Origin of the sequence: Prosthecobacter gellanilyticus (assembly GCF_007992435.1) — a bacterium.
Classification (GTDB): domain Bacteria; phylum Verrucomicrobiota; class Verrucomicrobiia; order Verrucomicrobiales; family Verrucomicrobiaceae; genus Prosthecobacter; species Prosthecobacter gellanilyticus.
In genome coordinates, this window is sequence record NZ_BKAG01000010.1 from 97,802 (window position 1) to 123,043 (window position 25,242).

General features: G+C 59.0%; 18 protein-coding genes. 11 read left to right on the forward strand and 7 right to left on the reverse strand.

Annotated elements, in window-relative coordinates; all coding sequences use genetic code 11:
- Positions 1 to 38: 38 nt before the first annotated feature.
- Positions 39 to 1,217, reverse strand: coding sequence for a c-type cytochrome domain-containing protein (locus BGE01nite_RS08970; RefSeq protein WP_146850107.1), 1,179 nt, complete (start codon positions 1,215 to 1,217; stop codon positions 39 to 41).
- Positions 1,218 to 1,539: 322 nt separating this feature from the next.
- Between BGE01nite_RS08970 and BGE01nite_RS08975 the strand changes: the two genes are divergently transcribed.
- From BGE01nite_RS08975 to BGE01nite_RS08995, 5 genes are all read left to right on the forward strand, one after another.
- The gene (locus BGE01nite_RS08975) at positions 1,540 to 2,721 is read left to right on the forward strand and encodes an efflux RND transporter periplasmic adaptor subunit (protein ID WP_146850108.1); all 1,182 of its coding nucleotides are present in this window, start codon (positions 1,540 to 1,542) and stop codon (positions 2,719 to 2,721) included.
- Complete coding sequence (locus BGE01nite_RS08980) at positions 2,718 to 3,413, forward strand: RraA family protein (protein ID WP_146850109.1); 696 nt, start codon at positions 2,718 to 2,720, stop codon at positions 3,411 to 3,413. The genes BGE01nite_RS08975 and BGE01nite_RS08980 overlap by 4 nt, the downstream gene beginning before the upstream one ends.
- 28 nt (positions 3,414 to 3,441) lie before the next feature.
- Positions 3,442 to 6,576 carry an efflux RND transporter permease subunit gene (locus BGE01nite_RS08985; protein ID WP_146850110.1) on the forward strand — a complete coding sequence of 1,045 codons (3,135 nt, stop codon included), beginning with the start codon at positions 3,442 to 3,444 and terminating at the stop codon, positions 6,574 to 6,576.
- Positions 6,573 to 7,886 carry a TolC family protein gene (locus BGE01nite_RS08990; protein WP_146850111.1) on the forward strand — a complete coding sequence of 438 codons (1,314 nt, stop codon included), beginning with the start codon at positions 6,573 to 6,575 and terminating at the stop codon, positions 7,884 to 7,886. Before BGE01nite_RS08985 ends, BGE01nite_RS08990 begins: the two co-directional genes overlap by 4 nt.
- A gap of 107 nt (positions 7,887 to 7,993) precedes the next feature.
- Complete coding sequence (locus BGE01nite_RS08995; RefSeq protein ID WP_146850112.1) at positions 7,994 to 8,635, forward strand: hypothetical protein; 642 nt, start codon at positions 7,994 to 7,996, stop codon at positions 8,633 to 8,635.
- 78 nt (positions 8,636 to 8,713) lie between these two features.
- Here the strand turns inward: BGE01nite_RS08995 and BGE01nite_RS09000 are convergent, their stop codons facing one another.
- The gene (locus BGE01nite_RS09000; protein WP_146850113.1) at positions 8,714 to 10,390 is read right to left on the reverse strand and encodes a porin; all 1,677 of its coding nucleotides are present in this window, start codon (positions 10,388 to 10,390) and stop codon (positions 8,714 to 8,716) included.
- Positions 10,391 to 10,760: 370 nt separating this feature from the next.
- Here BGE01nite_RS09000 and BGE01nite_RS09005 point away from each other — a divergent pair, with 370 nt between their 5' ends.
- From BGE01nite_RS09005 to BGE01nite_RS09030, 6 genes are all read left to right on the forward strand, one after another.
- Positions 10,761 to 11,576, forward strand: coding sequence for a PstS family phosphate ABC transporter substrate-binding protein (locus BGE01nite_RS09005; protein WP_146850114.1), 816 nt, complete (start codon positions 10,761 to 10,763; stop codon positions 11,574 to 11,576).
- A gap of 170 nt (positions 11,577 to 11,746) precedes the next feature.
- The gene (gene pstC, locus BGE01nite_RS09010; protein WP_218032940.1) at positions 11,747 to 13,612 is read left to right on the forward strand and encodes a phosphate ABC transporter permease subunit PstC; all 1,866 of its coding nucleotides are present in this window, start codon (positions 11,747 to 11,749) and stop codon (positions 13,610 to 13,612) included.
- Positions 13,609 to 14,787 (forward strand): PstA family ABC transporter permease, encoded by a 1,179-nt coding sequence (locus tag BGE01nite_RS09015; RefSeq protein ID WP_146850115.1) that lies wholly within the window; start codon positions 13,609 to 13,611, stop codon positions 14,785 to 14,787. The genes pstC and BGE01nite_RS09015 overlap by 4 nt, the downstream gene beginning before the upstream one ends.
- Before the next feature lie 53 nt (positions 14,788 to 14,840).
- Positions 14,841 to 15,623, forward strand: a complete 783-nt coding sequence (gene pstB, locus BGE01nite_RS09020; RefSeq protein WP_246145688.1) for a phosphate ABC transporter ATP-binding protein PstB — start codon at positions 14,841 to 14,843, stop codon at positions 15,621 to 15,623.
- A gap of 113 nt (positions 15,624 to 15,736) precedes the next feature.
- Positions 15,737 to 16,525: a phosphate ABC transporter ATP-binding protein PstB gene (gene pstB / locus BGE01nite_RS09025; RefSeq protein WP_146850117.1), complete on the forward strand. Its 789-nt coding sequence runs from the start codon at positions 15,737 to 15,739 to the stop codon at positions 16,523 to 16,525.
- Positions 16,526 to 16,784: 259 nt separating this feature from the next.
- Positions 16,785 to 17,288, forward strand: coding sequence for a hypothetical protein (locus BGE01nite_RS09030; RefSeq protein WP_146850118.1), 504 nt, complete (start codon positions 16,785 to 16,787; stop codon positions 17,286 to 17,288).
- Positions 17,289 to 17,321: 33 nt separating this feature from the next.
- Here BGE01nite_RS09030 and BGE01nite_RS09035 read toward each other — a convergent pair whose 3' ends face one another.
- The 5 genes from BGE01nite_RS09035 to BGE01nite_RS09055 all read right to left on the reverse strand — a co-directional run bounded on the left by BGE01nite_RS09035 (position 17,322) and on the right by BGE01nite_RS09055 (position 25,241).
- Positions 17,322 to 19,571, reverse strand: a complete 2,250-nt coding sequence (locus tag BGE01nite_RS09035; protein WP_146850119.1) for a M48 family metalloprotease — start codon at positions 19,569 to 19,571, stop codon at positions 17,322 to 17,324.
- Positions 19,572 to 19,745: 174 nt separating this feature from the next.
- The gene (locus BGE01nite_RS09040; RefSeq protein ID WP_146850120.1) at positions 19,746 to 21,095 is read right to left on the reverse strand and encodes a DUF1501 domain-containing protein; all 1,350 of its coding nucleotides are present in this window, start codon (positions 21,093 to 21,095) and stop codon (positions 19,746 to 19,748) included.
- 129 nt (positions 21,096 to 21,224) lie between these two features.
- Complete coding sequence (locus BGE01nite_RS09045) at positions 21,225 to 23,162, reverse strand: DUF1549 and DUF1553 domain-containing protein (protein ID WP_146850121.1); 1,938 nt, start codon at positions 23,160 to 23,162, stop codon at positions 21,225 to 21,227.
- Between the two features lie 43 nt (positions 23,163 to 23,205).
- Positions 23,206 to 24,750: a hypothetical protein gene (locus BGE01nite_RS09050; RefSeq protein ID WP_146850122.1), complete on the reverse strand. Its 1,545-nt coding sequence runs from the start codon at positions 24,748 to 24,750 to the stop codon at positions 23,206 to 23,208.
- A gap of 32 nt (positions 24,751 to 24,782) precedes the next feature.
- Positions 24,783 to 25,241: a hypothetical protein gene (locus BGE01nite_RS09055; protein WP_146850123.1), complete on the reverse strand. Its 459-nt coding sequence runs from the start codon at positions 25,239 to 25,241 to the stop codon at positions 24,783 to 24,785.
- Position 25,242: the final 1 nt, after the last annotated feature.

Below are 25,242 nucleotides of genomic sequence, written 5' to 3' on the forward strand. Positions count from 1 at the left end.
GCTCCCAAGACGGCATCCCTTGCCAAGGCAGATCGGGATCAAAGTTTGACAGCTTCTTTCGCCTCAGGCGGAAATTGAGCCTCGGAGACCTTCATCGTCTCGCTGGCACCGGACTGGATCCAGTAACGGATGGCGGCTGCCTCAGCAGGAGTGAGCTGTTCTTTGCCATCGGGTGGCATGTGCTCATCATCGTCATCAGGAAGAGCGATACGCTGAACGGTCAGGCTGTCCTCGGGCTTGCCTGCCACGATGTTCTTGCCGTTCTCACCACCCTTCAAGGCCATCTCATAGGTGTCGAGACGGAGGTCGCCCTTCGACTTGTCCTCATTGTGGCACTTGTTGCACTTGGCTTCGAAGATGGGGAGGATCACGTGCTGGAACACAAGCTTCTCATCCGGTCCGGAGCTCGAGCCTGCAGGAGGAGTGGGCGGCGGAGGAGTGGGCGGCGGAGGAGTTGGAGTGGTGCCGCTAGAAGCGACCACCGGCACTGGAACCGGAATTGGCACAGGAGTCGGCACCGGTGTGGGAACTGGCGCCGGGGTCGGGCTCGCCTCAGGAGCAGCAGGCTCCCCCTTGGTCTTCGGCTTCTCGACAAAGCTGAGCATCCACTTCTCCATGCCGGTGATCTGGCTCTTGATGGGCTCCGGAGCGTGCTCGGTCATGAACTTGGAGCCGTGACTCATGTTGCCGCCGAAGTGAGCACCGAGGCCCATGAGGCCGAAGCTGCCGAAGAAGAGCGCACGGTAGGCGTGCATGAGTTCCCTGTTTTCATGACTCATGGAGAAGATGCGGACCACAAGGGCCAGCAACACCCCGCAGGTACCGATGAGCGCCAGAGTTTGGTGAAGGGTGAAGTTCCCCCCTTCATAACCGCCTTCACGGGAAAGCATGATGCCCGCGAGCACCGCCATCACGGAACCTGCGGCACCGACCCAAAGAGTGAGCAGCGCACCTACGCCCAGGCTTTCCTCGCCACGACGAGTGAAACAGATCAGCTCCATGAGGCAGAGCAGCCCTAGCGCACCCACGGGCATATGCAGGAGGATGGGGTGGAAACGGCCCACGAAGAGCACGCTGCTGGTCGCCTCATCCTTCGGCGTTTCATACATGGGTGGAAACATCACCAAGCCCGTCACAAAACCCACGATGAGGAGGAGCGTGGCCACCCAGACGAGTGTGTAGGACTTGGGAGAGTCGTAATCAGAAGCGCGTGACATGGAGGGGGAACTAGTTTGGGAGAGCGGTGTCCAGGGGTGAGCCGCCAGAATTACCAACGTGGCATAGAATGACAATCAATCAGGCGAAAGCGTGTCGGATTGTGCCGCCGACATGTCGGAAAGGGCGGGCTGATGTCCCTTCCAGAGGGGCTACAAGAGCGGCAAAACTCTGTTTTTGACCCGGGAGCTGCGTCGGAAAGCCTGTGGCGGGGGCGTGGATTGCTTTGTGGCGGGGGCGCATGTCGTTGACCCAATAGGGTCTCAATGTGACAAAACTGTAACAAAGAATCCTTTGGAGCCGTTGCCAAAAATCCCCCGAGACATGCTTTTTGAAACAATCCCCCCGCCCCTCCTCCCGTCACGAAGCCTGCGATGGCTCTCCACTCTCAGTTTGCTGGGTCTGAGCCTGACTTACCTGCCCGCCGCCGATGCTCCCGTCGTGGCCGTCGTTCCCGTGGTGAAAGGCGTGATTTACAGGGAGGTGTCGTTTGATGCCGAACTGCGCCCTTATAAGGAGATCGAACTGCATGCCCGGGCTACAGGTTACCTGGACAAGATGCTGGTCGATGCCGGTGACGTTGTGAAGGACGGCCAGCTCATCGCCGCCCTGGATGTGCCCGAACTAAAGTTCGACCTGCAGAATGCCGAGGCCACGGAGCGCCGAGCCAAGGCTGACATGGAAAAATTCACCGCCGCCTATGAGGAGGCGCATCTGGCCATCACACGCCTTGAAGCTGCCGACAAGGCCCAGCCAAACCTCATCGCCAAGCAGGACATCGACTCCGCCCGCCTCCAGGACCAGTCCGCCAGGGCTGCACTCAACTCCGCCAAGGAAGAGCAGAACGTGGCCGCCGCGACCACTGCCCGCTTCCAGACCATGCTGGACTACACGCAGATCTCGGCACCGTTTGCCGGGGTTATCACGCGTCGCTATTCGGATCCAGGCTCGCTCATTCAAGCGGGCACGAGTTCAGGATCATCGCCACTGGTGCGCCTCTCGCAGGTGGACAAGCTGCGCGTGGCCTTTCCCGTTTCCGTTTCCTATGTGGCCGGAGTGAAGGTGGGTGATGAGGCGGAGATCCGCATTCCATCTCTGGGCAAAAAATTCACGGCGAAGATCTCCCGTGTCGCCCAGAAGGTGGAGACAGCGACCCGCACCATGGAGGCGCAGATCGACCTGGAGAACACAGACAACTCTTTGATTGCCGGTGTCTACGCGACCGTGGTGCTGAAGATCGACCGGCGGAATGACGCGCTGGTGCTGCCGATCGAGTCCGTGGCGCGGGACAAGGGAACCTCCAGTGTCTATCTGGTGACCAAGGAGAACAAGATCGAGGCGAAGAACATCACGGTGGGCACGGAGTCGCCCACGCATCTGGAGATCAAGGAAGGCCTGGCGGAGGGAGACCTCGTCATGGTGGGCAGTCGTGCGCAGTTCAGCCACGGCCAGAGTGTGCAACCGAAGCATGTGGAACTGCCAACCCTCGAGAAGAAAGAGAAATGAAGCCGCCGATCTCTCCTGACACCCTCAAGGCATTGCAGGCTCTCGACACCTGCACGGTGGCCAATGCCATCGAGACCTTCAACGTGCGTCTCCGCAATGAAGGTTACGCCGACTCCAGCATCCGCTGCATGACGAACTGTGACTCACCAGTCGTGGGATATGCCGTCACCGCGCGCATCCGCTGCTCTAGCCCGCCTGTGATGGGTGGCAACTTCCCCGACCGCACGGACTGGTGGGATCACATCCTGACCATTCCCGGACCGCGTATCGTCGTCATTGAAGATGTGGATGAAACTCCTGGCGCAGGCGCTTTCCTGGGCGAGGTGCATGCCTGCATCCTGCATGGGCTCGGCTGCGTTGCAGCCATCACGAACGGCTCCGTGCGTGACCTGCCCGCGATCAACAAAGGCAAGTTCAAGCTCTTCGCGAATCATGTCTCCGTCTCTCATGCCTATGTGCATGTGGTGGAGTTTGGCACGCCGGTGAAGATTGGCGGACTGGAGGTGAAGCCAGGTGATCTGCTGCATGCGGACTGCCATGGCGTGCTTTCCGTGCCGCATGAGATTGCTGACAAAATCCCGGCCGCTGCCGAGGCGATCATCGCACGCGAGCAGAAGGTCTTTGATCTCTGCTACGCAGGTGACGTGACCGTGGACAAGCTGCGCAACGCGGTGCGTGGCGTTTTTGATTGAGAACCGAAGCCAGACTGACCAGCCCCCCATGACGCGATTCGCCCTTCGGTATCCCTATTTCATCATCGTCTCCTGCCTTGCCACACTTGTGGTTGGGCTAACCAGCCTCGTGAGGCTGCCGGTCGATCTCTTTCCGGAGATCAAGATGCCGGTGGTCATCGTGGCCACCTTCTACCCCGGCATGCCGCCGGAGCAGATCGAGCAGGACCTCACCGCCCGTCTTGAGCGCTTCCTCACGCTCGCGGGTGGCATTGACCACATGGAATCACGTTCGCTCCCCGGAGCGAGCTTGATCAAGATCTACTTCCAGCCCGGCACCAGCGCAGACTCTGCGGTGAGTTCCATCGGCAATCTGGCCATGGCTGAGCTGCGGCGACTCCCGCCCGGCACCCTTCCGCCGGTGGTCCTGAAGTTTGACGCCTCCAGCCAGCCCGTGTGCTTGATCACGCTGAAAGGTGAAGGCATGAACGAGGCGCAACTGCGTGACACCGGTCACTACAAGGTGCGAACACAGGTCGCGGTGGTGCCAGGCGCTGCCGTGCCGCAGCCCTTCGGTGGACGTTACCGCCAGATCCAGGTCTACGTGGACCCGCTCAAGCTGGAAGCGCATCAACTCAGTGTCATGGATGTGGTTAGGTCAGTCAATGACTCGAACCTCATCCTGCCTGCAGGTGACGTGCGCATTGGCCCCTTTGACTACAACATCTATGCGAACACGCAGGTGGACACGATCGAGGAGATCGGGCGCATCCCCCTGAAGACGGTGGGGCAGTCGTCCGTGCTCGTCGGTGACATCGGCGAGGCCAAGGATGCCTCGCAGGTGCAGTACAACATCGTGCGTGTGGACGGCCAGAGATCGGCCTATCAACCCGTGCTCAAACAAGGTGGCGATGCCAACACGATCTCAGTCGTGGCGGGTGTGAAGGAGGTGCTGAAGAATCTGGTGGATGTGCCCAAGCAGCTTGTGACGAACGTGGTGTTTGACCAGTCGATGTTCGTCAAGAAGGCCATCGAAAACCTGATTCACGAAGGTGGCATCGGCCTCATCCTCACCGGCATTTTGATTCTGATCTTCCTCGGCAACATGCGCGCGACGATCGCAGTGTTCCTGTCCATCCCTCTGTCAGCACTGGCCATGTTCATCGCGCTGGCGATTGGTGGCGGCACGATCAACACGATGATCCTCGGCGGTCTCGCGCTCGGTTTCTCACGCCTTATCGATGACTCGGTGGTGGTGCTGGAAAACATCTTCCGGCACATGGAGCATGGCGAGACGCCAGAGGTGGCTGCGGAGAAAGGCGGACGTGAAGTGGCGCTGCCAGTGCTTGCTGCCACGCTGACGACGGCGGTGGTGTTCTTCCCCGTGATCTTCCTGTCGGGTGCAAGCCGCTATCTCTTCATGGCGCTTGGGCTTGCCGTGGTGCTTTCCATCCTGGCTTCCTATCTCGTGGCAATGACGGTGGTGCCGCTGTTCTGCGCGAAGCTGATCAAGAAGGTGCAGCCGCATGGTTCACCCGATGCCAAGGGTTTCAATGCGTGGTTCAACCGCCGCTTCGATGGCATGCTAAACATCTTTGAGAGGCTTCTGCGCTCGGCGATGAGGGCACCTTCGCTGGTGTTGATCGCGCTTGTCATCGCGCTGGGGGCTTCGGCTTTGATTCTGCCGAGGATTGGCCTGGCTTACTTCCCGCGCACGGATGCGGGACAGTTCTACATCAGCCTGAAGGCACCGAGCGGCACCCGCTTGGAAGTCACTGAAAAGCTCGTCGAGCAGGTGGAGAAGATCTGCCATGAGGTCATCTCCAAAGACGACATGAACATCATCGTGTCCAACATCGGCATCACGGCAGACTTCTCCGCGATCTTCAATCCGAACTCAGCGCAGCACACGGCCACGGTGCAGGTGAGCCTGAAGGAAGAGCATCATGTGGGCAGCTATGATTACATGCAGCGTGTGCGCGAGCGCATCCGCGCGGAGCTTCCGCACGTGAGTGCTTTCTTCCAATCCGGAGGCTTGGTGGACTCCGTGCTGAACCTGGGCCAGCCAACGCCGATCGATATTCAGATCAGCGGCTCGGACCTCAAGGCCACGCACAAGACGGCGTCTGAACTGGCGGCGAAGATCCGCCAGCTTCCAGGGGTGAGTGATGTGCTCGTTCCGCAAGACATGGACTACCCGGCGATCCGCATGGACCTGGACCGCAAGCGCATCTCGGAACTCGGACTGACCCCGAAGGAGGTGACGCATAACGTGATCACCGCGCTGATGTCGAACGGCCTCATCGCCCCGACCTTCTGGGCGGATCCGAAGAGCGGCAACGACTACTACCTCACGGTGCAGTATCCCGATCATCACGTGAAGGATTTTGAAATGCTGCGCGCGATTCCGATTCGCGGCCCGGGCATGGAAAAGTCCGTGCGTCTTGATGCCGTGGCAACTCTTGAGCCGATGCTCGGTCCGACCGAGATCACACACTATCAGATCCGCCGCATCATCAATCTCTTCGTGGCACCGGAAGGTGAGGACGTGAGCTTGGTCATGAAGGGCGTGGAGAAGATCCTCAAGGAAACCAAGGTGCCGGAAGGGGCACGCATCGACCTGCGCGGCAGCGTGGGGAACATGAACGCTTCGTTCAAGACCTTCGGGCTGGGTTTGATCCTCGCGGTCGTTCTTGTGTATCTGATCCTCGTCGCTCAGTTCCAGTCCTTTCTGGATCCGCTTCTGATCCTGCTGGCCATTCCGACGGGTCTCATTGGCGTGGTGCTCACTCTCTGGCTGACCGGCACGACGATGAACGTCATGTCGCTCATGGGCGTGGTGATGATGATGGGCATTGTGGTCTCGAACAGCATTCTCATCGTCGAGTTCGCCCGCCATCAAAGACAGGACGGAATGCCGCTGCTGGATGCGGTGGTCAGCGCCTGCCGTGTGCGCTTGCGGCCGATCTTGATGACCTCGCTCGCCACCCTCATCGGCCTCATGCCCATGGCTCTCGCGCTTGGTGCTGGCAGCGAGGCCTATGCGCCGCTGGCCCGCGCCATCATCGGCGGTCTCGGTGTCTCGGTGCTGCTCACCATGTTCGTCGTGCCTGCAGCCTATCTCATCGCGCATCGCCGCAGCGAAGCCCTCCCTCGTTCCCCTTCCCCCACGCCTGCTTCATGAACCGAATCTCCCTTTTACTCGCCTGCCTGCCACTCCTTGCCGCCCATGCCGGAGAGCAGCCGCAGAAGCTGAGCCTGCGTGAGGCTCGTGTGCTGGTTTTGCAGAGGCATCCGCGCATCAACGCTGCTGACTTCACCGTTCGCGCGGTGGAAGAGATTGTGAACCAAAATCGCGCAGCGTATCTGCCGCAGGTACAGGGCACCATGGCTGGCGTCATCACGTCTGAAAGCCAGGGAGGTGTCCGCGCCTCCACGGATGCCTTGCAGCTCGCCGGCATCTATGACCGTGCATCGGGAGCATTGAACGTGACCCAGCTCATCACGGACTTTGGCCGCACGACAAACCTCACTGCCAGCTCGCGACTACGAGCCGAGGCCGAGGCGCAGAACGCGCAGACCACGCGAGCGCAGATTCTGCTGGAAACGGATGCGGCCTGCTATGCGATCCTGCAGGCGCAGGCGCTGCTGGATGTGGCCGAGCAGACGGTGAAGACACGCGGCCTGCTGCGTGACAACACCGTCTCACTGCAAAAGAACCAGCTCAAGTCGGCCATCGATGTGAGCTTTGCCGAGGTGAACCTGAAGGATGCGGAACTGCTGGTCTCGCGCTCGAGCAATGATCTGAAGTCCGCTCACGCCACACTGGCACGGCTGCTGATGGATCCGAAGGACACCGTGTATCACATCACCTCGCCCATCCAGCCCGTGGCCTTGCCATCCAAAGCGGATGGCCTGGTACAGATGGCGATGAACATGCGTCCTGAGCTGGCCAAATTGAGGCTGGAGCATGATGCGGCGCTGAAGTTTGTGAAGGCTGAAAACGCGCTAAGCCGGCCCCGCCTGACCTTGCAAGGCGCCGCAGGCGTGATGCCCTGGCGAGATCGCAGCCTGGATCAGAACTACGCTGCCGCGGGTGTGGTGCTGACCTGGCCGCTTTTCACCGGCGGGCTGAACACCGCTCGGCAGAACGAGGCCGGTCTGCGCGCACAAGCCGCCGAACAAACTTTGAAGGATCAGGAAGCCGCGGTCACACGGGATGTGCAGCTCGCCTGGCTAAATGCCACGAACGCGCTGGAGCGGCTGAACATCACCGGCCGTCTGCGCGAGCAGTCGGCGCAGGCATATTCGCTGGCGGAGGCACGGTATCAGGCCGGGAGCAGCAGTGTGGTGGAGCTGAGCCAGGCACAGCTCACGCTGACAGCGGCGGAGATCAACCAGACGACGACAAGGTATGAGTACCTGCTGAGGCGATCTGTGCTGGATTTCCAGACGGGTATGCTGCTGCCGAGGGGGAGTGCAGAGGCGAAATAAGGAAAACGACTTCGTCATTCGTTCCCGAGAGATATTGACTCGACCTACCACATTGCATCTCATGCGCATATCCTCTTCGCGAGGAGCAAACAACGCAGCCCCTTCGAATGCGCACACTACAGATCACTCTCTTTATCATCGGCAATGTCCTCTTCCTCGGCCAGCTTGGGCGCGACCTGCACCACATTGCCTGGGGCGTGGAAACCTCCGTCTTTGATGAATTTTCTCCCGAGCGAACAAAGGTGCGCAACGAGAGCAGTTCCAGCGTCCTGCTGGAAGAGTACCGCAAAGCTTGGGTCGAGTCCGAGAAGCTCAAAGCGGACGCCCAGCCGCAGAAAGACGACCCATTCAGCAGCGGGGGCGACTCTGGAACATATGTCAGTTCTACCACACGCTCCAAGAATCCCGCACTCTTTAAGAAGCTGGATGAACTGCACTCTGAACTGGCCGAACGTCAAAACAAATCTCGCGAACTGCGCGACACCTGGGCCTACTCTGTTTACGGCATCCTCCTGATCCTCACCGGCTTCGGCCTGTATCATCGTGGCCGGCGTTGGGTGGGCGTTGCGCTTGCCATCTCCGGCTTCACGGTGGTGGAATATTGGGCCAGCCCGCCCATCGGCTTCGGGGGTGCACAGGCCGAGTTTACTGCCCTGCTCTGGTCCAAGACCGCCCTCACTGTCATCGCTCTCATCCTTCTCTACGTCTCCGCCCGTGCTTTCAATGGACAGAGGATTTTTGAATCATAAACACACCCCATCAAAACAAATCAGGCCTCCCTTTTGAGGAGGCCTGATCGTCACATCAGTCTAACTAAATATCGATCATCAGAAGTTGATCTGGGCCTGGAGGCCGATGTAGTCGGCGCGGGTCTGATTGTAGGGGGCGACAGCGGTATTGGTGCGATCGCCGTGAGTATACATCAGGCTCAGCTCGAGCTCAGGATAAGGGATGTAGCGGAGACCGAGGCCGATCTCGTCCACTTGGTTGCGCGGGGCGTTGGTGGCGAACTTACGACCACCATCGTAGGTGCTCCAGCGGACGAAGGGGATGAGTTCCTGCTGGTTCGCAAAGACGTGACGATAGTTCGCCTGGACGTAACCTCCGCTGAGGCTGTCTGAGGTGATGGTGCGCATGTCCTTGCTGAGCGTTGGGCCGCGGCCCCAGTTCCACTCGGCTTCGAGACCGAAGGGCTGCGGGTAAAGGATGGCGCTGAGACCCACGCGCTGATCGAGCACGCCTTTTTTGTCGGCAAAGGTCGGCGTGCCAGTTGTGCCATCCGGACGGCGGACAGACGAGGTGCCTGGCGCGAACTGGCCGGTGTAGCCCTGAACACCCAGCTCCAGGAACTGGCCGTTCTCAAACTCAAACGGATAGGCGAGACGGGCGACGTAGTGCGTCCGGCCGTTGTTGTCGGCACGATTGATGCCATTGCCCGAGTAGGCACCGAGAGCGAGCACGCCGTAGTCACCCGAGCCACGCAGACCCATCTTCACAAGGTCCTTGAAGCGGTTACGGATCTCATACGGAGCCCAGTAGAAGAAAGCACCGAAATCACGCTCGCCTTCGACGGCCGAGTTGATGGCGTCCGGACGCTCCAAGGCGAGGCGGTTCTGGGAGGACTGCATGTTCGACCAGCCGTAAGGAACCTTGGAAAGACCGAGACGGACACGATATTCGCGGGCGGAGTCGAGGGAGATATCCGCATAGTAGTCACGAGCGGAGACGGCATTGGAAACGGAGCCAGCGACGCTGCCGAAGAAGTCCAGCTGAGCATAGAGATAGACGTGGTTGGTCAGGTCACCGCTGTAGGTCATGCGGGCACGACGGATGCCGATGCTGGTCAGGTCATTGGCGATGGCATCATTCGGCACGTTAAGCGGAGCACCTTCATCATGCAGAACCGAGGTGCCGCGCACCTGGACGTAACCTTTAAGCTTCAGACGCTCATACCATTTGTCAGCCAGCATCTCATCCAGCTCGGTCTTGCTCAGAGTGGAAGGAGAGGTGTTATCCGTGATACGGGAAAGCTCCTCCACCTGGCCCTTGGTGCCCATGAGGATGTCTTCAAGCTTCTCCACCTTGCCAGCGAGACCTGTGGAAGCTTCCGGCTTCGTGCCGGCAGCGATCTGATCCACCTTGGTCTTCGTGCCACTGAGAGCAGACTCGAGCTGCTTGATGCGGGTCTCTTGAGCAGCAAGGCGCCTTTCCAAAGCAGCCGTGGAACCAGCCGGGGCATTGGCGACCACGGGCGCTGAAGAAGGAGTGGCTCCAGAAGCCGGGGCCGGAGCAGGGACGGCGGCCTTGGCTTCATCAGCCTTCATGGCGGCCACGAGCATGTCATGCTCGGCCTGGGTAATGCTGCCCTTGGTCTTCAGGATGCCAAAAAGCTGCTCCATAGCCTGGCTGGCAAGCACGGGAGAGGCGGGAGTGAGGGCCACTGTAGCGGCCGTGAAGAGACTGAGGAGTCTCCAGCGAGTGCGGGTCGGGTTGATGCGTAGCATGATGTGGGTGAAGCGTAGAGAGAGAGAGCCAAGGACCTGCCTCAGAGGCAGTGAGACACAGCACCCAGGCTGGATGCCAAGGTGACAGTTCCGACATGTATTGGGAGCGTCACCAAGTTGGCGAGATTTCGAATGTTACATGTTCGTCACACGCAACCACAACGCCCCACCAATTTATATTTAATCATTTGATTAACAGCAATTTACACGTGTGTCACAGAGCGTCACACGACATCATGGACACCCATATTTTCACTCTTCGTGACAAAATATCCCCATGTGTGACAAACTCGTCACAAGCCAACTTTTGCCACTCTCCTCACCACCTCCTAAAAGGTGGCCGCCTCCAACCAACAGACATCCTATTCCTATGAAATCCGCCCTTCTTACCCTGGCCCTCATCGCGACGACGGCCGTCAGCCTTCAGGCGCAGACCACCCTCCGTATCCGCGGTTCTGACACCCTCGGTGCCAAGCTCGTCCCCCAGCTGGCCGAGTCCTTCAAGAAGCAGGGTGGCAAAGTGAGCTTTGACATCGCTGCGGAAGGTTCCTCCACCGCTTTCACAAATCTGGCCGCCGGCACCGCCGAGATCGGCATGTCTTCCCGCAAGGTGAAGGCCGACGAGCGTGCCCTCTGCCGCAGCAAGGGTGTGACCCTGACCGAGTTCGAGATCGCTTGGGACATGATCGTCATCGTGGTGAACAAGAACAATCCCGTCTCGGACCTGAGCAAGAAGCAGGTGCTGCAGATCTTCGCCGGTGATATCACCGACTGGAGCGAAGTGGGTGGCACCCCTGGCCCGATCTCGCTCTACACCCGTAACACCTCCTCTGGCACTTATAAGGACTTCATCGGTCTGGCCATGAAGGGCCGTGAGTATGGCAAAAACAGCCAGAAGATGGCTGGCAATGAGCAGATCGCTTCCGAAGTCGGCTCGAACGCCAATGGCGTGGGTTACGTGGGCCTGGCCTATGCCGCCTCCAAGGGCACGAAAGTGGTGACCATCGGTGGCGTGTCCCCCAGCGTGGCCACGGTGAAGGACTACCCTTACTCCCGCCCGACCTACCTCTACACCAGCGGCGAACCCACCGGCACGACCAAGGAATTCGTGGATTTCTGCCTCAGCGCCAATGGCGACAGCATCGTGGGCAAGGTCGGTTTCGTGCCGAAGTCCCTGGCGAAGTAAAGAACACCTGATTTGACAGTGCGTGCCAACCGGCGAATGAGACACTTCCTTCGCCGGTTGCCCGTTTCTCTCCCTGTCACCCGTGACCTCCTGACTTGGTGGATACTCCTGCTCCAATTGAACGCCCTCCGCTCCGTGACCTGATCCTCAGGAAGGGGAAACGCACCATCGTGGGTGCCGACCCCCAGGGCCTCATCCGAGGCTTCTTCGCGGCCAACTCCAGCGTGACCATCATCGTGCTGGCGCTGATCATGATCTTCCTGCTGAAGGAGGGTGCCGGTTTCCTCGGCACCTACAAGCATGAGCTGGAGATCTACCGCCGCGCTGGTCTTGAGTTTTGCGATATCGTGGATCGCCCGCTCTCCGAGCAGCAGGAGCTTTCCAGCAAGCTGCGCCGGGCCGTGACCACCAGTGTGGACCCGATCATCCAAGGAGTGCGCGCACGACGTGATGCCGCTTTCCTGCTGAAGCGTGAGGTGGAAGAGCAGACCAAGCTGGCCCGCGAGCCTCTGGCGGCGGCTTTGGAAAAAGAACCCGCGCCTGCCGCGACGGAGCTTGATCCTCTGCGCCAGCAAGTTGCCGCGGCGACTCAGCAAGCAGCGGCCAAAATGAATGTGCCTGACGTCTTCACCGCTGATGAAGCCAAGCGCCTGCGCGACGAATTTGCCAAGCTGACACCGGAAGTGAGCGATCTGCCTCCGATGCTGATGGAACTGAGCGCCGCCTTCACGGTGAAGGACAAGGAGGCGAAGCAAAAGTTCGGACCACTCGTGGATGCCTCTGATGAACTCGAGGAAGCCCCTGAGGAACTGCGTGGTGTGCTGGATGAGCTGAAGGAAGAAGTTCTCGCCACGAAGGAAGCCGCCACCACCCATTTCACCCTTGAGGAAGGCCGCCAGAAACTCCTCAAAGCCGCCAGCAAGGCCAAAGATCCCCAGGAAAAAGAAGATCTGATCAAAGAGGCTGATGCATCCAAGACCGACGAGCCTAACTATGAGGAAAGCATCAAGCCCGTCCTCGAACGTCGGGAAGAGCTCATCGGAAAAGTCGTGGCCTATGCCGCTGCGGCGGATGCAGCTGCCGTCAATCTGCCCAAGGAGGGCGGCACCGCTGAAGCCACCCAACTCCTCACCGAAGTGCGCGCTGCCCTGCCACTGCATGCCAAAGCATTGCGTGATGGTGTGGAGAGCCTTCGCACCTGGAAGCAGGACAAACCCGTTTCCATCTTCACTGTCATCGGCGCTTTCTTCTTCGGCACATCCTGGCTCACGAACAGCTCGTGGCAGGACTTCTTCGGCTTCGTTCCACTGCTGGTGGGTTCTGTGGTGATTGCCTTGATTGCCATCGTGATCGCCACGCCGCTGAGTGTGGCGGCAGCGATCTACACGAACCAGTTCGCCTCGGACCGTGAGAAGGAGATCATCAAACCAGTGATCGAGTTCATCCAGGCCATTCCATCCGTGGTGCTCGGTTTCATCGGCATCTCATTGGTGGGTGATCTCATCAAAGAGATCAGCGAGGTGCCATGGCTGGGCTGGCTGCCGGGCTTCCCGATTCAAGAGCGGCTCAACATGTTCAACGCTGGCTGCCTGCTCGCGCTGATGGCCGTGCCGACCATGTTCAGCCTCGCGGAAGATGCGCTGAACAATGTGCCGCAGGCCTACATCGATGCCTCGGATGCGCTCGGTGCCACGAAGCTGCAGACGGTGTTCCGGGTCATCGTTCCCGCAGGCTTGTCCGGCATCGCCGCCGCGATCTTGCTCGGCCTTGGCCGTGTGATCGGTGAGACCATGGTGGTGCTGCTTGTGGCCGGCAACCGTATCGCCATTCCTGATTTCAGCGGAGGCCCGGGCGTGATTTTCCAGCCCGCGCATACACTGACCGGCATCATCGCCCAGGAACTGGGTGAGGTGTCACGCGGCAGCGCGCACTGGCAGGCACTCTTCATGGTAGGCATCGTCCTCTTTGTCATCTCCCTCGCTGTGAACGGCTGCGCCCGCGCCGTGGTGCGCAGGTTTGAACTCCCGAAAGCATGATGAGCAACGAATCTGCCAATCCCTTCGCCGGAGACCAAAGCTCCGCCCAGCGCCGCGAGACCACGGTGCGCTGGCTTCTCCGCCTGAGCACCTTCCTCATCGTGGCCGTCACGGTGTCCATCGTGGCGCATATTTTCATCAAGGGCGCGCCGATCACCTTCCGCAAAGAGTTCCCCTTTGTGAATGTGAAGTTTCTCACCGAGCTGCCAGGCACGCTGCACGTCATCTTCGACAAGCAAGGCAACGCCATCGAGACGGATGTGAACGGTGCTGATGGGATCAAGAAACAGCTCGGCGATAACTTCCGAGAGGAGAAGACCATCTCTTACTCTGGCGGAGGCATTCTCGGTCCCATCGTCGGCACCGCGTTGCTCGTCGTTGTCAGTGTCACCATCGCCCTCTTCCTCGGAGTGTGCAGTGCCATCTATCTGAGTGAGTATGCCAGCAAAGGAAAGCGCGTGGAGATGATCCGGCTCGCCATTCTAAATCTCGCCGGCGTGCCCTCGGTGGTGTTTGGTCTGTTCGGTCTTGGCGCCTTCGTTCTGACGGCACCCGTGCTGACTGACACACCGCATGAGCGCAGCCTGCTGGTCATTCCGCTGCTCTTCACGAAGCTGAGTTTCCAAGGCTGGGACACCTGCGTGCTGAGTGGTGGCTTCACGCTGGCCTTCGTCATTCTGCCGGTGATCATCACGGCCAGCGAGCAGTGCCTTCAGGCCGTGCCCCAGGGCTTCCGCGAAACCAGCATGGCCCTCGGAGCCACCCGCTGGCAGACCATCTGGCGTGCGGTGCTGCCCTTTGCCACACCAGGCATCCTGACGAGCAGCATCCTCGGCATCGCCCGCGCTGCAGGTGAAACCGCACCGATCATGTTCACCGCGGCGCTGGCCTTCAAAGACAAGCTTCCTTGGCAAAAAGACATGCCTCCCCTGCCCGCAGATGCCGGCATGTTCGCGCATTGGGAGCAGAGCGTGCAGCGCTTCCTGGGCATCTTCACCGAATCCGTGCAGGCCCTGCCCTATCACATCTACACCCTGGCAGCGCGCATTCCGCATAATGAATACTCGGAGCGCGCTCAATACGGCAGCGTCTTCGTCTTCCTCGTCCTCGTCGCCAGCCTCGCTGCGACCTCCATCTGGATGCGCCGCCGTCTGCGCGGCAAATACAAATGGTAAGGGGTTCCCGGTTCTCAGTTCACGGTTTCCTGTTCTCAGTTTTCATTTCACTCATGCCCACTGATTCAAATCCAGCCCAGCCTTCCATCGTGGAGGTCAAAGACATGGATTTCGCGTATGGCAGCAAGACGGCGCTGCATGGCATCAATCTTGAGGTTGAGCGCAAGCGCGTGACAGCCCTCATCGGCCCCTCCGGCTGCGGTAAAAGCACGCTGCTGCGCTGCATCAACCGCATGAATGACCGTGTCACTGGAGCACGCATCGCCAAAGGTGAGGTGCGGGTGAAGGGCAAGAACATCCATGATGCGGATGTGGATCTCACGCAGCTCCGCAAGCAGGTCGGGATGGTGTTTCAGAAGAGCAATCCCTTCCCTAAAACCATCTACGAAAACGTGGCCTACGGTCTTCGTGTGCATGGCGAAAAGGATGGCGAAGTCATTCACGAAGCCGTCGAGCGGGCGCTGACGCAGGCCGCCCTTTGGGATGAGCTCAAAGATCGTCTTCAAGCTCATGCGCTCGGTTTGAGCGGTGGCCAACAGCAGCGTCTCTGCATCGCGCGCGCCATCGCCACGCAGCCAGACGTCCTTTTGATGGACGAGCCCTGCTCCGCGCTCGACCCGATCGCCACCCTGAAGATCGAGGAACTCATCCATCAACTGGCCCGCGACTACACCGTCATCATCGTGACCCATAACATGCAGCAAGCCGTGCGGGTGAGCGACTACACCGCCTTCCTTCATCTTGGCAAGCTCATCGAGTTCGGCGAGACGGAGCGCATGTTTGACCGGCCGAAGGAGAAACTGACCGAGTCCTATCTGCGCGGCACCTTCAGTTGATCCTCTGATCGAACTCATGAACACCCATGACGACTTTTTTCAGAACTGCAGAAGACAATGGTTTGGAAGCCCGGGGTATTAGTGCTCCATATCAGCCTTCTGTCGTTTCACCAATGCCAGCCACCTCGCCATCGCCAACACCCGACGCCAGCTTCATCCAGGTGGAGAAGTTCAACTATGCCTATGGCGACCATCAGGTGATCTTTGATGTGGATTTGGATCTGCATCGGCAGGACATCACGGCGCTTATCGGGCCCTCAGGTTGCGGCAAAAGCACCCTGCTGCGCGCCATCAACCGCATCAATGATCTGGTGGACATCGCCCGCGTGGTCAGCGGCCACATCCGCATTGATGGTGTGGACATTTACTCGCCTGAGGTTGATGTGATCAGCCTGCGCCGAAACATCGGCATGGTTTTCCAGAAGTACAATCCCTTCCCGCGCAGCATCTTTGAAAACGCCGTGTATGGACTGCGTGTCGCCGGAGTGAAGGACAAGCAGGAGCTGGAAGAAGCTGCGGAGCGCAGTCTCAAGCTCTCCGCTCTGTGGGATGAGGTGAAGGATCGTCTGCATGAGCCTGCCACAGGTCTCAGCGGCGGTCAGCAGCAGCGTTTGTGCATCGCCAGAGCGGTGGCCCTTCAGCCGCGCATTCTTTTGATGGATGAGCCCTGCGCCGCGCTGGATCCCATCGCCACAGCACGTATCGAAGACCTCATCGCGCAGCTTCGCGGGCAGTTCACCTTTGTCATCGTGACCCACAACATGGAGCAGGCGAAGCGCATCGCCGACAAAACGGCCTTCTTTTACAAGGGAAAGCTCGTGGAGTATGACGACACCATGGAGATCTTCGGCAATCCGAAGCTCAAGCTGACCGAGCAGTATGTGACGGGACGGCTGGTTTAAGACGAGATACTGGAATCAATGTCCAGTTGAGGGGGGGAACTCGTCTTTTGAGCTCGTCAAACCAGGATGATCAGTGGACCTATTTGGTGGGTGTTCTGAAGTCGTCTCGCAAGTCGACAAAAGGCGCTCGAACCGGCCATTTTGGCGGCCTAACCAAAGGCAGGACCACTGTTCATGAGAACGTGCAAAAATATCAAGGTTTATTAAATATAAACTTTGAAACAGACGTATATTGCCCGTATAACCATAATTAATAGCCATGACTCGCTCCCTTTCTCCCTCGCTTCTTGTGGAAGCTCCAGTTTTTTCAGCGCGGCGGTCCGCGCGTCGCGTCAGGATCCATTGGTTCGACTACGCTTTCTTCACCCTCATGCTCATCATGATCTGCGGCGGTGCCCTGTTCATGCTTGAGCTGGCCTCCTCCCACAGCGCGGGACATGAGTCCACCCTGGGCCACCTGATGAGCGAAGGCTCCATTTGGCTGTCCGTGGCTATCAAGAAGGTTTCCTATTATGGTCTGCTGTTCCTGGCCAGCGTGGTGAATTCCGCGCTCATGGTCGCCCTGGTCCAGGTGCTGCGCACCGTTGACCGTCAGTTCAGCCGCAAGGTTCAGCGCCGCTGGCCCTCCTCCACTTCCTATGTGCCCCAGCAGGCTCGCCGTGTGGTCGTCGGCACTCCAGTCGCCCGCGTTCCGGCAGCCTCTGTCGTGGTGAGCAAGTCTCCCCTGCACCACTCCTTCCTGCTCAGCCCGATCGTTCGCTAATTTGCTGGTCGTCATCGGTTTATCACAGAGTCATCACGCCTTTTTCGGCAAGACCGGAGGCGTGCGCAGAGGCTGGGTTTCCCGCATTTTGGCAAACTCCTCAGGCATCAGCAGTTCCACGTCCGCGCCCATGCTCAATGGGCTGAGGAAATGGTTCTCCGTGCGCTCAGCTGACTCGGCCAGCCAGGCATAGGACTTGTGGTAAAGCTGCAGAAAGCGATCCACAAACGGCGCGATCACCTCGGAGGAGGTGGCGGCCATTTGCGCGGAGAGTGCCCGGGTATCGATGGTCGAACCAGGATTCATCGACACATTTGCAGGCTCCGGGAGCTTACCCTGCAGCAAGTAGTCATTCATCGGGATGGGGACCCTGTTTGACGTGAAGGGATACATGGCCCCGTCCAGCGTTCCCAGGATCTGGCGCACCAGATTGGTCATCTTTGGCACCACGGATTGGAGCGCCGCAAAGAAGCTGCCGTTATCATTGAGGTTCGCAAACTTGGCCCCCAGAGTTTGGAAGGCGAAGAAGGTCGTCAGCAGTTCCCTGAAGCTTGGAAGGGCGGAGGCCAGGCTTTCATAGACCAGACACCACTGCGGAAGCTCCTGCTTTCTCACGCACAAAGCATCATCGAGCTCACTGTCAGACGTCCACCAAAGCAGCCCAAGAGCCGCCGCAAAGCGGCTCTCCATACGCTTCTCATAAGCCTGGACCGCTGTCTCCACATGCTCCATGACCATGCGCTGGCGGGAACCTTCCGCACGAAGGGACTCAGGACTGGTGTCCTCCGTGCCGAACTGAATGCGGGAAACCGTGAACCCCGCCAGGCTGAGAGTGGCCGCGGCCTCGAGATCACGCCGGCGCTGCCAGGCCAGGTTCCACTCCTGAAGAGACATTTTAAGCCGGCTGGCCCATTCCTTCATTTCCTCACGGACCAGCAGGATCTCCGCTTTGAGCGGTGCCTGCCCCGGTGAAGTCACATGAGTGCCACCCAGCCCGCACATCGCGCGCTCTGGATGAGCCAGGCCTCCAAAGTAGCGACGAATGACGATGAGTGACTCGTCTTCCCGGCGGTTTTGATGAATCACCTCCTCCTCGGCCACCATGCGGTGCTCAAGCAGGCTGACACCCAGCTCATGCTGGTAATAGAAGAAGGTCACCTGCCGGGACAGATCCACAAAGCTACGAAACTGCGAGGCCGCCGGTGCATCGACAGGAAGCCCGGAGATGATTTCCTCACCCTTGGCGGCCTTGCGAGATGCTCCAGAGGGAGGGACGACTTTGCTCTCACGAGCTGCCCGGGCCACATGGCGGGCGAGCAGCAGGGAGAGATTCTCAGGCAGACGGTTTTGGACCATGCCGCGGCGGATCTCCACCTTGCTGGCGCTCCAGGCTTTGTCGAGCAGGCCGATCTTGGCCTCCAACGCGGCCCAAGCCTCAGGTCCGATGAGGTTTCGCGCCGCAGCGTTCGCCCCAGATTGCAGGCGCAAAAGGGCAGCAGCATTCACCAAACGAGCGATCACAAAGAAGAAGGCGAACAGCACCTTCGCCACCGTCATCCACAGCCAGGTGACCTTCCGGATGAAAGCCTGAAACTTCGTCTCCTTCTTCCTGGCCTGACTCATGTCCATCTCCCACGGGTCACGCTCCATGAGAGCTCTGTAGAACCAGGAGTTCAGCTCCCGCACCAGATGGCTGAATGTGGTGCCGATGCCGCCTGCATTCATCGCGAGTTCCTGAACCAAAAGAGAGGCAAATTCCCTGGCACTGGTCACGGAGACAACCGGCAGGCCGATATTCAAAATCATCTGGCCGCTGCTCACGCCGACGACCCCATCCTTCACGGACGTGCGGATGCTCGCCGTGGTATCCAGCCAGATCTCTTCCACAGGATCCAGGCGCAGGTGCCAGCACAGCTCGTCGACCAGCTCATAGATGTCTGGCTGGCTCGCCGGAGTGATCTGCAAAGCCACTCCTTTTCGACGCGGATTCGGCAGCAGCGGGCGCAGCATAAAAATCCATGTCACCACCCCTCCTGCCAGATACCCGAGAGGCAAGGCATCCTGCCAGGTCAGTTGTTGGGCAAAGGCCAGGTGATGGGTCCAGTCCCACGCCACCCACGCCAGATAACCCATGAAGGCCATCAGTGCGACGATGTAGAGCAATGGCAAAGTCAGCGATACCGCGCTCGTCGCCATGAGCAGTGCAAAATGCACCGGCCCGCGCCACGGAAGGAGGCGCACACGCTTCGTCGAAGGCGGCTTTGGCGGACTATCAGCGGGCATTGGGAGCAATGGACGACCAAAATTAAATGCATTTTATATAAATACAATAATTTATAGACAGGAAATCTCACCTTCTTTTACCTTCCAATCTTCTGTCGTATCTTTTCCCAACTAGCTCCATTGGCTGCCCTGCATACACTTCAAATCCTAAGCATGAACCACAGCCTGCGCGGATCAGGCGATGATATCCTTCGCGACGACGCCCTCAACATCCGTCAGACGGAAGTTACGACCCGCGTAACGGTAGGTCAGGCGCTCATGATTGATGCCCAGCAGATAAAGCACCGTCGCATGCAGGTCATGCGTGCCGATGATGCCAGTTTCAGCGGTATCTCCCATTTCGTTGGTGCTGCCGTAGGTGAAGCCGCCTTTCACTCCCCCGCCCGCCATCCACATGGTGTAGCCACGTCCATTGTGACCACGACCGTTGTAGGGCTCATTGTCATAGCTGCTACCACGACCAAACTCACCCCCCCAGATGATGAGCGTGTCCTTCAGCATGTCCCGCTGCTTGAGATCGGCAATCAAACCGGCGATCGGGCGGTCGATGGAGGTGCACTGCCGGCCCAGATTGTCCTTGAGGCCATTGTGGTGATCCCAGCCGGGTGACGTGAGCTGGATGAAGCGCACGCCTTTCTCGGCCATGCGCCGCGCCATGAGGCACTGGGTGCCGAAGCGCTCTGTGTCCGCGTTGTCGAGGCCGTAGAGATCACGGATGTGCTGCGGCTCCTTTTCGAGTTCAAGAACCGCGGGCACACTGCTCTGCATCTTGTAGGCCAGTTCATAGCTCTGGATGATCCCTTCCAACTCGGGATTGCCGGGATCGCCTTCCAGCATCTTGCGATTCGCCTTCTGGATGAACTCGATCTGCTTGCGCTGCTGAGCATCACTAAGACGGCCGTTGCTGAGGTCAGGAACACCTCCACCGCCTGTGCTGAGACGCGTACCCTGGAAGGTGGCGGGCAGGAAGGCCGAGCCATAGTTCATGGCACCGCCATTGTCCGCTGCTGGATTGATGGTGACGAATCCTGGCAGGTCCTCTGCCTCCGTGCCGAGGCCATACACCACCCAGGCCCCCATGGACGGCCTAACGAATGTTTCGTTTCCAATGTGCAGGGCTACCGTGGCCATCTGGTGAGCATTCGTGCGGGTCTGCATGCCATTCAGCATGCACAGGTCATCCGCCTGCTTGGCCAGTTCTGGAAAGGCGTCCGAAATCATGAGCCCGCTCTTGCCTCGCGGCTTGAACTCAAACTTTGCACCCATGTATTTGGCCACCTTGTTTGCCTCGGCCTTGGCCAGCTCAGGCTTCCAGTCAAAGGTGTCCAGATGGCTGGGGCCGCCCTGCATGAACATGAAGATCACTCGCTTCGCCTTCGGCGCGAAGTGCGAGGGCTTCGGAGCCAGCGGATTGATCGTCTTCGGCGGCGCCGCAGCACTTGCCCACTGCTGATGCAGCGCATTGAAAGCAAGCCAGCCAAAGCCTGCGCTGGTGGATTGAAGAAGGTTGCGACGAGTGTTCATGGCAGACGTTTATACCAATAATGGGCACTGATAAGCACTGACGACCAAGCATTCAGATTCAGAAAATAAGTGCTCATCAGTGTCTATCAGTGGTTAACAAGGTTTGAGACTAGAAGTTGTATCCAAGACTTAAAACACATACCGGAACTCGGCCGTGCCCAACAAAGATTGCACCAGCGTTTCCAATCCGAGTTCACGTTTCAGTTCCTCGGCATCACCCAGTTCGTCAGCCTTGGGATCACGGTTGAGGACCAGGCGGTAGGCGGCTTTCACATCGTTGTTGGCCTTGGTGGCGATCTCCGTAGCAATCTCCTCCACCAGCGGATTGTTCATGAAGAACAGCGCCTGCGGAGCCACGGTGGTGACATCGCGCTGGCCTTTGATCTGCGTGGGTCCAGGGAAATCAAAGGTGCTGAAGAGTTCGGGCACGGCATCGCGAATCACCGGGAGATAGATGGTGCGGAAGTTATCCTCGACGGTGAGCAGACTGCGTGTGCGGCCATGGTTGCCCTTGCCACCTGTGCCTGCAACCTGCACGCCCTCGGGGCGATCCAGAGTAAGGCGCCCGGAGAGCTGTAGCAAGGTATCGCGCAGCGGCTCGAGCTCAAGCCGCTTGGGGTTCATGCGCCAGCGCAGCTTGTTGCCGGCATCCGGATGTGTGTTGTCCCCCTTGCTGGAGAGACGGTAGGTGCGGCTCAGCATCATCGTGCGGATCATCTTCTTCACCGACCAACCGCCTTCGATGAAACGCACGGCCAGATGATCCAGCAGTTCTGGATGGGTGGGATCCGCGCCGGTGATGCCAAAGTCATCCACGGTGCGCACCAGCCCCTCGCCGAACAAATGTTGCCACAAGCGGTTCACCATCACCCTGGAGGTCAGCGGATGTGAGGGCGAGGCCATCCATTGAGCGAGCTCGAGACGTCCGGAGGACTTCGCTGGGATGGCGGACAAGGCAGGAAGATTCGGCAGGCCGAGTTTGCCACGATCCGGCGCGGCCTCGCGCTCATACGGATCGCCACCGACAGCCAGCTCGCAGTCGCGAACATCGCCCTCGATCACGCCCATGCAGAAATGTGGATCGTGATCAAAGCGGATCGTGCCCTTGGGATTTCCCAGCTCGCGGATGTCATCCATGGAATGAATGCCGGCAGGCAGCTGCAACGGCGGACCGACCTCCTCATTCAGCTCCGTGGGAAGATCCACCAGTGCCTCAGGACTCACGTAACCCCCGCGCGCGGGCTCGGACCGGTTTGGTGTGCCGCTGAGCGTGCGGCTGCTGTAAAAGATGCCAGCCAGCGCATAATAGTCCTTTTGAGTGATCGGCTCAGTCTTGTGATCATGGCAGCGAGCACAACTGAGCGTGAGCCCCATGAAAGCACGCGAGACGACATCGATCTGGTCATCCACCTGATCCAGCACGTATTGCTCATAGCTGCCTTCCTGCAGATTCATGCTGCCAAGAGCCAGCATGCCTGTGCCCACAATCTGATCGCGACGTTGCAGCACTGTTTTTGCAGGCAGCAGATCCCCAGCGATCTGCTCCGCCACGAAGCGGTTGTAGGGTTTGTCCTCGTTCAATGAATCAATGACCCAGTCACGATAGCGCGCTGCATAAAGGAAAGGGGCATTCCACACACGGCCGACACTGTCCGCATAACGGACCACGTCTAACCAATGACGCGCCCAGCGCTCACCGAAACGCTCGGACTCGAGGTAAGCATCCACCACCTTGGCAAAGGCCACGTCATCCGTAGCTGGATCTCGCACAAACTTCTCCACGTCCCCCTGGGTCGGTGGCAACCCGAGCAGATCAAAGGAAGCACGACGGATCAGCGTGAGACGGGAGGCATCGCCAATCGGGTGCAGGTTGTCTTTCTCCAATCGCGCCAGGATGAAGCGATCAATGTCATCCTTGGCCCAGGCCGTGTCCTTCGTCGCTGGCGCGGGATGCCGGACGATGCGCTGGTAGGACCAGGGCGTGGGGTTCTCATACTTCTCCGCAGCGAGCAGTCCCGAGCAGGACACCGCAGAGAGAAAGAGAACACGGAGGTGAGTTGCTTTCATGACCGGATGGGTAAGTCACACAAATCACTAACAAAGTTTGCTCTCAGCGATGCGTCTTGAGCCACACGCTGAGCGCTTTCACGTTCTGGTTAAAGTCGAGGCTGTAAAGCACACCGCCCTCGGGTTTGACCTTCTTGCCTTCGGAATTGCGCATCACGCCGCGCTCGTCATCCGTGGCAGTCCAGGAGCCATCAGGCTTCATCTCGGCGAGGATCGTTTTGATGTCTTCCTCCGTGGGAGGCGAGGACCAGCGCTCTTTTTCCACGCGTGGGAAGTCCACCTTTTCACCGCGGGCGATCTTGCTGCCAGTGGCCTGGATGGCGTCGAGTTCGCTGTCCCATTTCCAGCCGTAGTTGGAGGAAGCTTTCTTGTCGGAATAGGTGAGCTCAAAGCCTTTGCCACCTGGTCCGCGCTCAAAATAGATGGGCTTGTTGGTTTGCAGTTCGTAGAAGCGGGCGACCTGATTGCCCGGGAGCAGCACGGTGCGGAGGTAGATAACAGCTTTGGCGATCGGCGGCAGGTATTTCTTGTCACCCGTGGCGGCGGAGAGCTTCAGCAGTGCCCACATGGCGGCCTGGGATTCGCGACCACAGATGGCGGTGGGTTCGAACTGGCGGCTCCACACGGGCTGCATCTCGGCATTGTATTGCTGGCCCCAGGCCGGCTGCGGATCAGGCATCTGCGAGGTGACGAGGAAATCGCCTCCATGCTTGGCGGCATCGATGTATTTTTGATCTCCACGCAGCTGCCCGGCGAGCAGCAGGGTGCTCATGAGGGTGGCGTGCGTGTTGTCATTCAGCACATAGCAGCCGGTGAAATCCTTGGGCCATTTGCGCGGCCAGTCGGCAGGATAATTGCCGGGCTTGACGGGATACATCGACTCCGGCGGCGGCGCTGTGGGATGCGAATCAAAGTTCGCGCTCCATCCGCCCGCCGGATACTGCGTGGCCATGATCGTCTCGAGAGCATAATCAGCCGCTTCCTTGATCTCCGCATCCTTACCGCCGAGCGCATGATCCACACGCACCAGCAGGCGTGTCGCAGCCTGGGAGACATCATCGTCAAAGGTGGAGTAGTTGTTCTTGTTTTTGTGCTGACGCCAATTGTGCCAGCCCGCCTCGGCCTGAGGTGTCTTGGAGCGTGAGATGAGCTTTCCTTCCAGATCGCGGCGATAAAGCATTTCATCGCGCCCCTTCGCATCAAAGTGCCCCGAATAATCCCAACCACCGGAAGCCAGTTGTGTGCGTGCCACCGCGCGCGCCGCGTCCACGGCTCCCTTCAGGCAGGCCTCGTCCTTCGTCGCCTCATAAGCATCCAGCATCGCCATGCCTACCGCCGGTGTGCCTGGAGGCTGGATCCAGATGGTGTCAGGCCCGGGAATGCCCTCCGCCTCACGCAGCTTGAAGTCCGCGCTGTAGCGATAAACGTAGCCGCCATGAGCCGCTGCATTGCTGTGATAGAAGGTCACAGCTTTGGTTAGGGCGGAGGAAACCTCGGCGGGAGTGGCGGCATTCGCGAGCGGAGCAATGACGAAGGCCGAAGCCAGAATGACGAAGGAATGACGAAGAGAATATAGCGAGCTGTGCATGGCGATTCTGGTTTCTGTTCCGGACGATGAACTTAGTCTGAAATGTTAAATCCTGTGATTATGGTACCCTCGGGAAGGTGTCTGACTTTATCGTGCAGTTGACCGGCAAGATTCACTGCCACCACGAAAGACCGAATCCCTATGTTGTCGTAGCTTATGCTTCCACCAACGACAGGATTCACCTTGAAATCGTAGCATTGACCTTGGCCCAACAGCCTGCCTTCCCGAACAGCTCTCTCGACGAAGCCGCCGAACAAATAATGGTCTTGGCCGTCTTCGGTGCCAAGCAACTCATTCAATTGAGCGATCGACTGACAAACTAGTGAAATTTTGCCTTCGAGAGTATCGAGAAACCAGATTCCTTCATCATTCTGAAGAAAGAAGTCTCCAAACGCAGTCACGCGAATGACCGCTTTATCAGCCAGCGGCAACCACAGCCACGAATCCAAGGCTCGTTGGATATCCTGAGCGGATGGTTGAATGAAAAACATC

Coding starts and splice junctions, on each gene's coding strand:
- BGE01nite_RS08975 (WP_146850108.1), top strand. CDS start 1,540: ATGCTTTTTGAAACAATCCCCCCGCCCCTCCTCCCGTCACGAAGCCTG.
- BGE01nite_RS09050 (WP_146850122.1), bottom strand. CDS start 24,750: ATGCACAGCTCGCTATATTCTCTTCGTCATTCCTTCGTCATTCTGGCT.
- BGE01nite_RS08990 (WP_146850111.1), top strand. CDS start 6,573: ATGAACCGAATCTCCCTTTTACTCGCCTGCCTGCCACTCCTTGCCGCC.
- BGE01nite_RS08985 (WP_146850110.1), top strand. CDS start 3,442: ATGACGCGATTCGCCCTTCGGTATCCCTATTTCATCATCGTCTCCTGC.
- BGE01nite_RS09055 (WP_146850123.1), bottom strand. CDS start 25,241: ATGTTTTTCATTCAACCATCCGCTCAGGATATCCAACGAGCCTTGGAT.
- BGE01nite_RS09005 (WP_146850114.1), top strand. CDS start 10,761: ATGAAATCCGCCCTTCTTACCCTGGCCCTCATCGCGACGACGGCCGTC.
- pstB (WP_146850117.1), top strand. CDS start 15,737: ATGCCAGCCACCTCGCCATCGCCAACACCCGACGCCAGCTTCATCCAG.
- BGE01nite_RS09045 (WP_146850121.1), bottom strand. CDS start 23,162: ATGAAAGCAACTCACCTCCGTGTTCTCTTTCTCTCTGCGGTGTCCTGC.
- BGE01nite_RS08980 (WP_146850109.1), top strand. CDS start 2,718: ATGAAGCCGCCGATCTCTCCTGACACCCTCAAGGCATTGCAGGCTCTC.
- BGE01nite_RS09035 (WP_146850119.1), bottom strand. CDS start 19,571: ATGCCCGCTGATAGTCCGCCAAAGCCGCCTTCGACGAAGCGTGTGCGC.
- BGE01nite_RS09040 (WP_146850120.1), bottom strand. CDS start 21,095: ATGAACACTCGTCGCAACCTTCTTCAATCCACCAGCGCAGGCTTTGGC.
- BGE01nite_RS09000 (WP_146850113.1), bottom strand. CDS start 10,390: ATGCTACGCATCAACCCGACCCGCACTCGCTGGAGACTCCTCAGTCTC.
- BGE01nite_RS09015 (WP_146850115.1), top strand. CDS start 13,609: ATGATGAGCAACGAATCTGCCAATCCCTTCGCCGGAGACCAAAGCTCC.
- pstB (WP_246145688.1), top strand. CDS start 14,841: ATGCCCACTGATTCAAATCCAGCCCAGCCTTCCATCGTGGAGGTCAAA.
- BGE01nite_RS09030 (WP_146850118.1), top strand. CDS start 16,785: ATGACTCGCTCCCTTTCTCCCTCGCTTCTTGTGGAAGCTCCAGTTTTT.
- BGE01nite_RS08970 (WP_146850107.1), bottom strand. CDS start 1,217: ATGTCACGCGCTTCTGATTACGACTCTCCCAAGTCCTACACACTCGTC.
- BGE01nite_RS08995 (WP_146850112.1), top strand. CDS start 7,994: ATGCGCACACTACAGATCACTCTCTTTATCATCGGCAATGTCCTCTTC.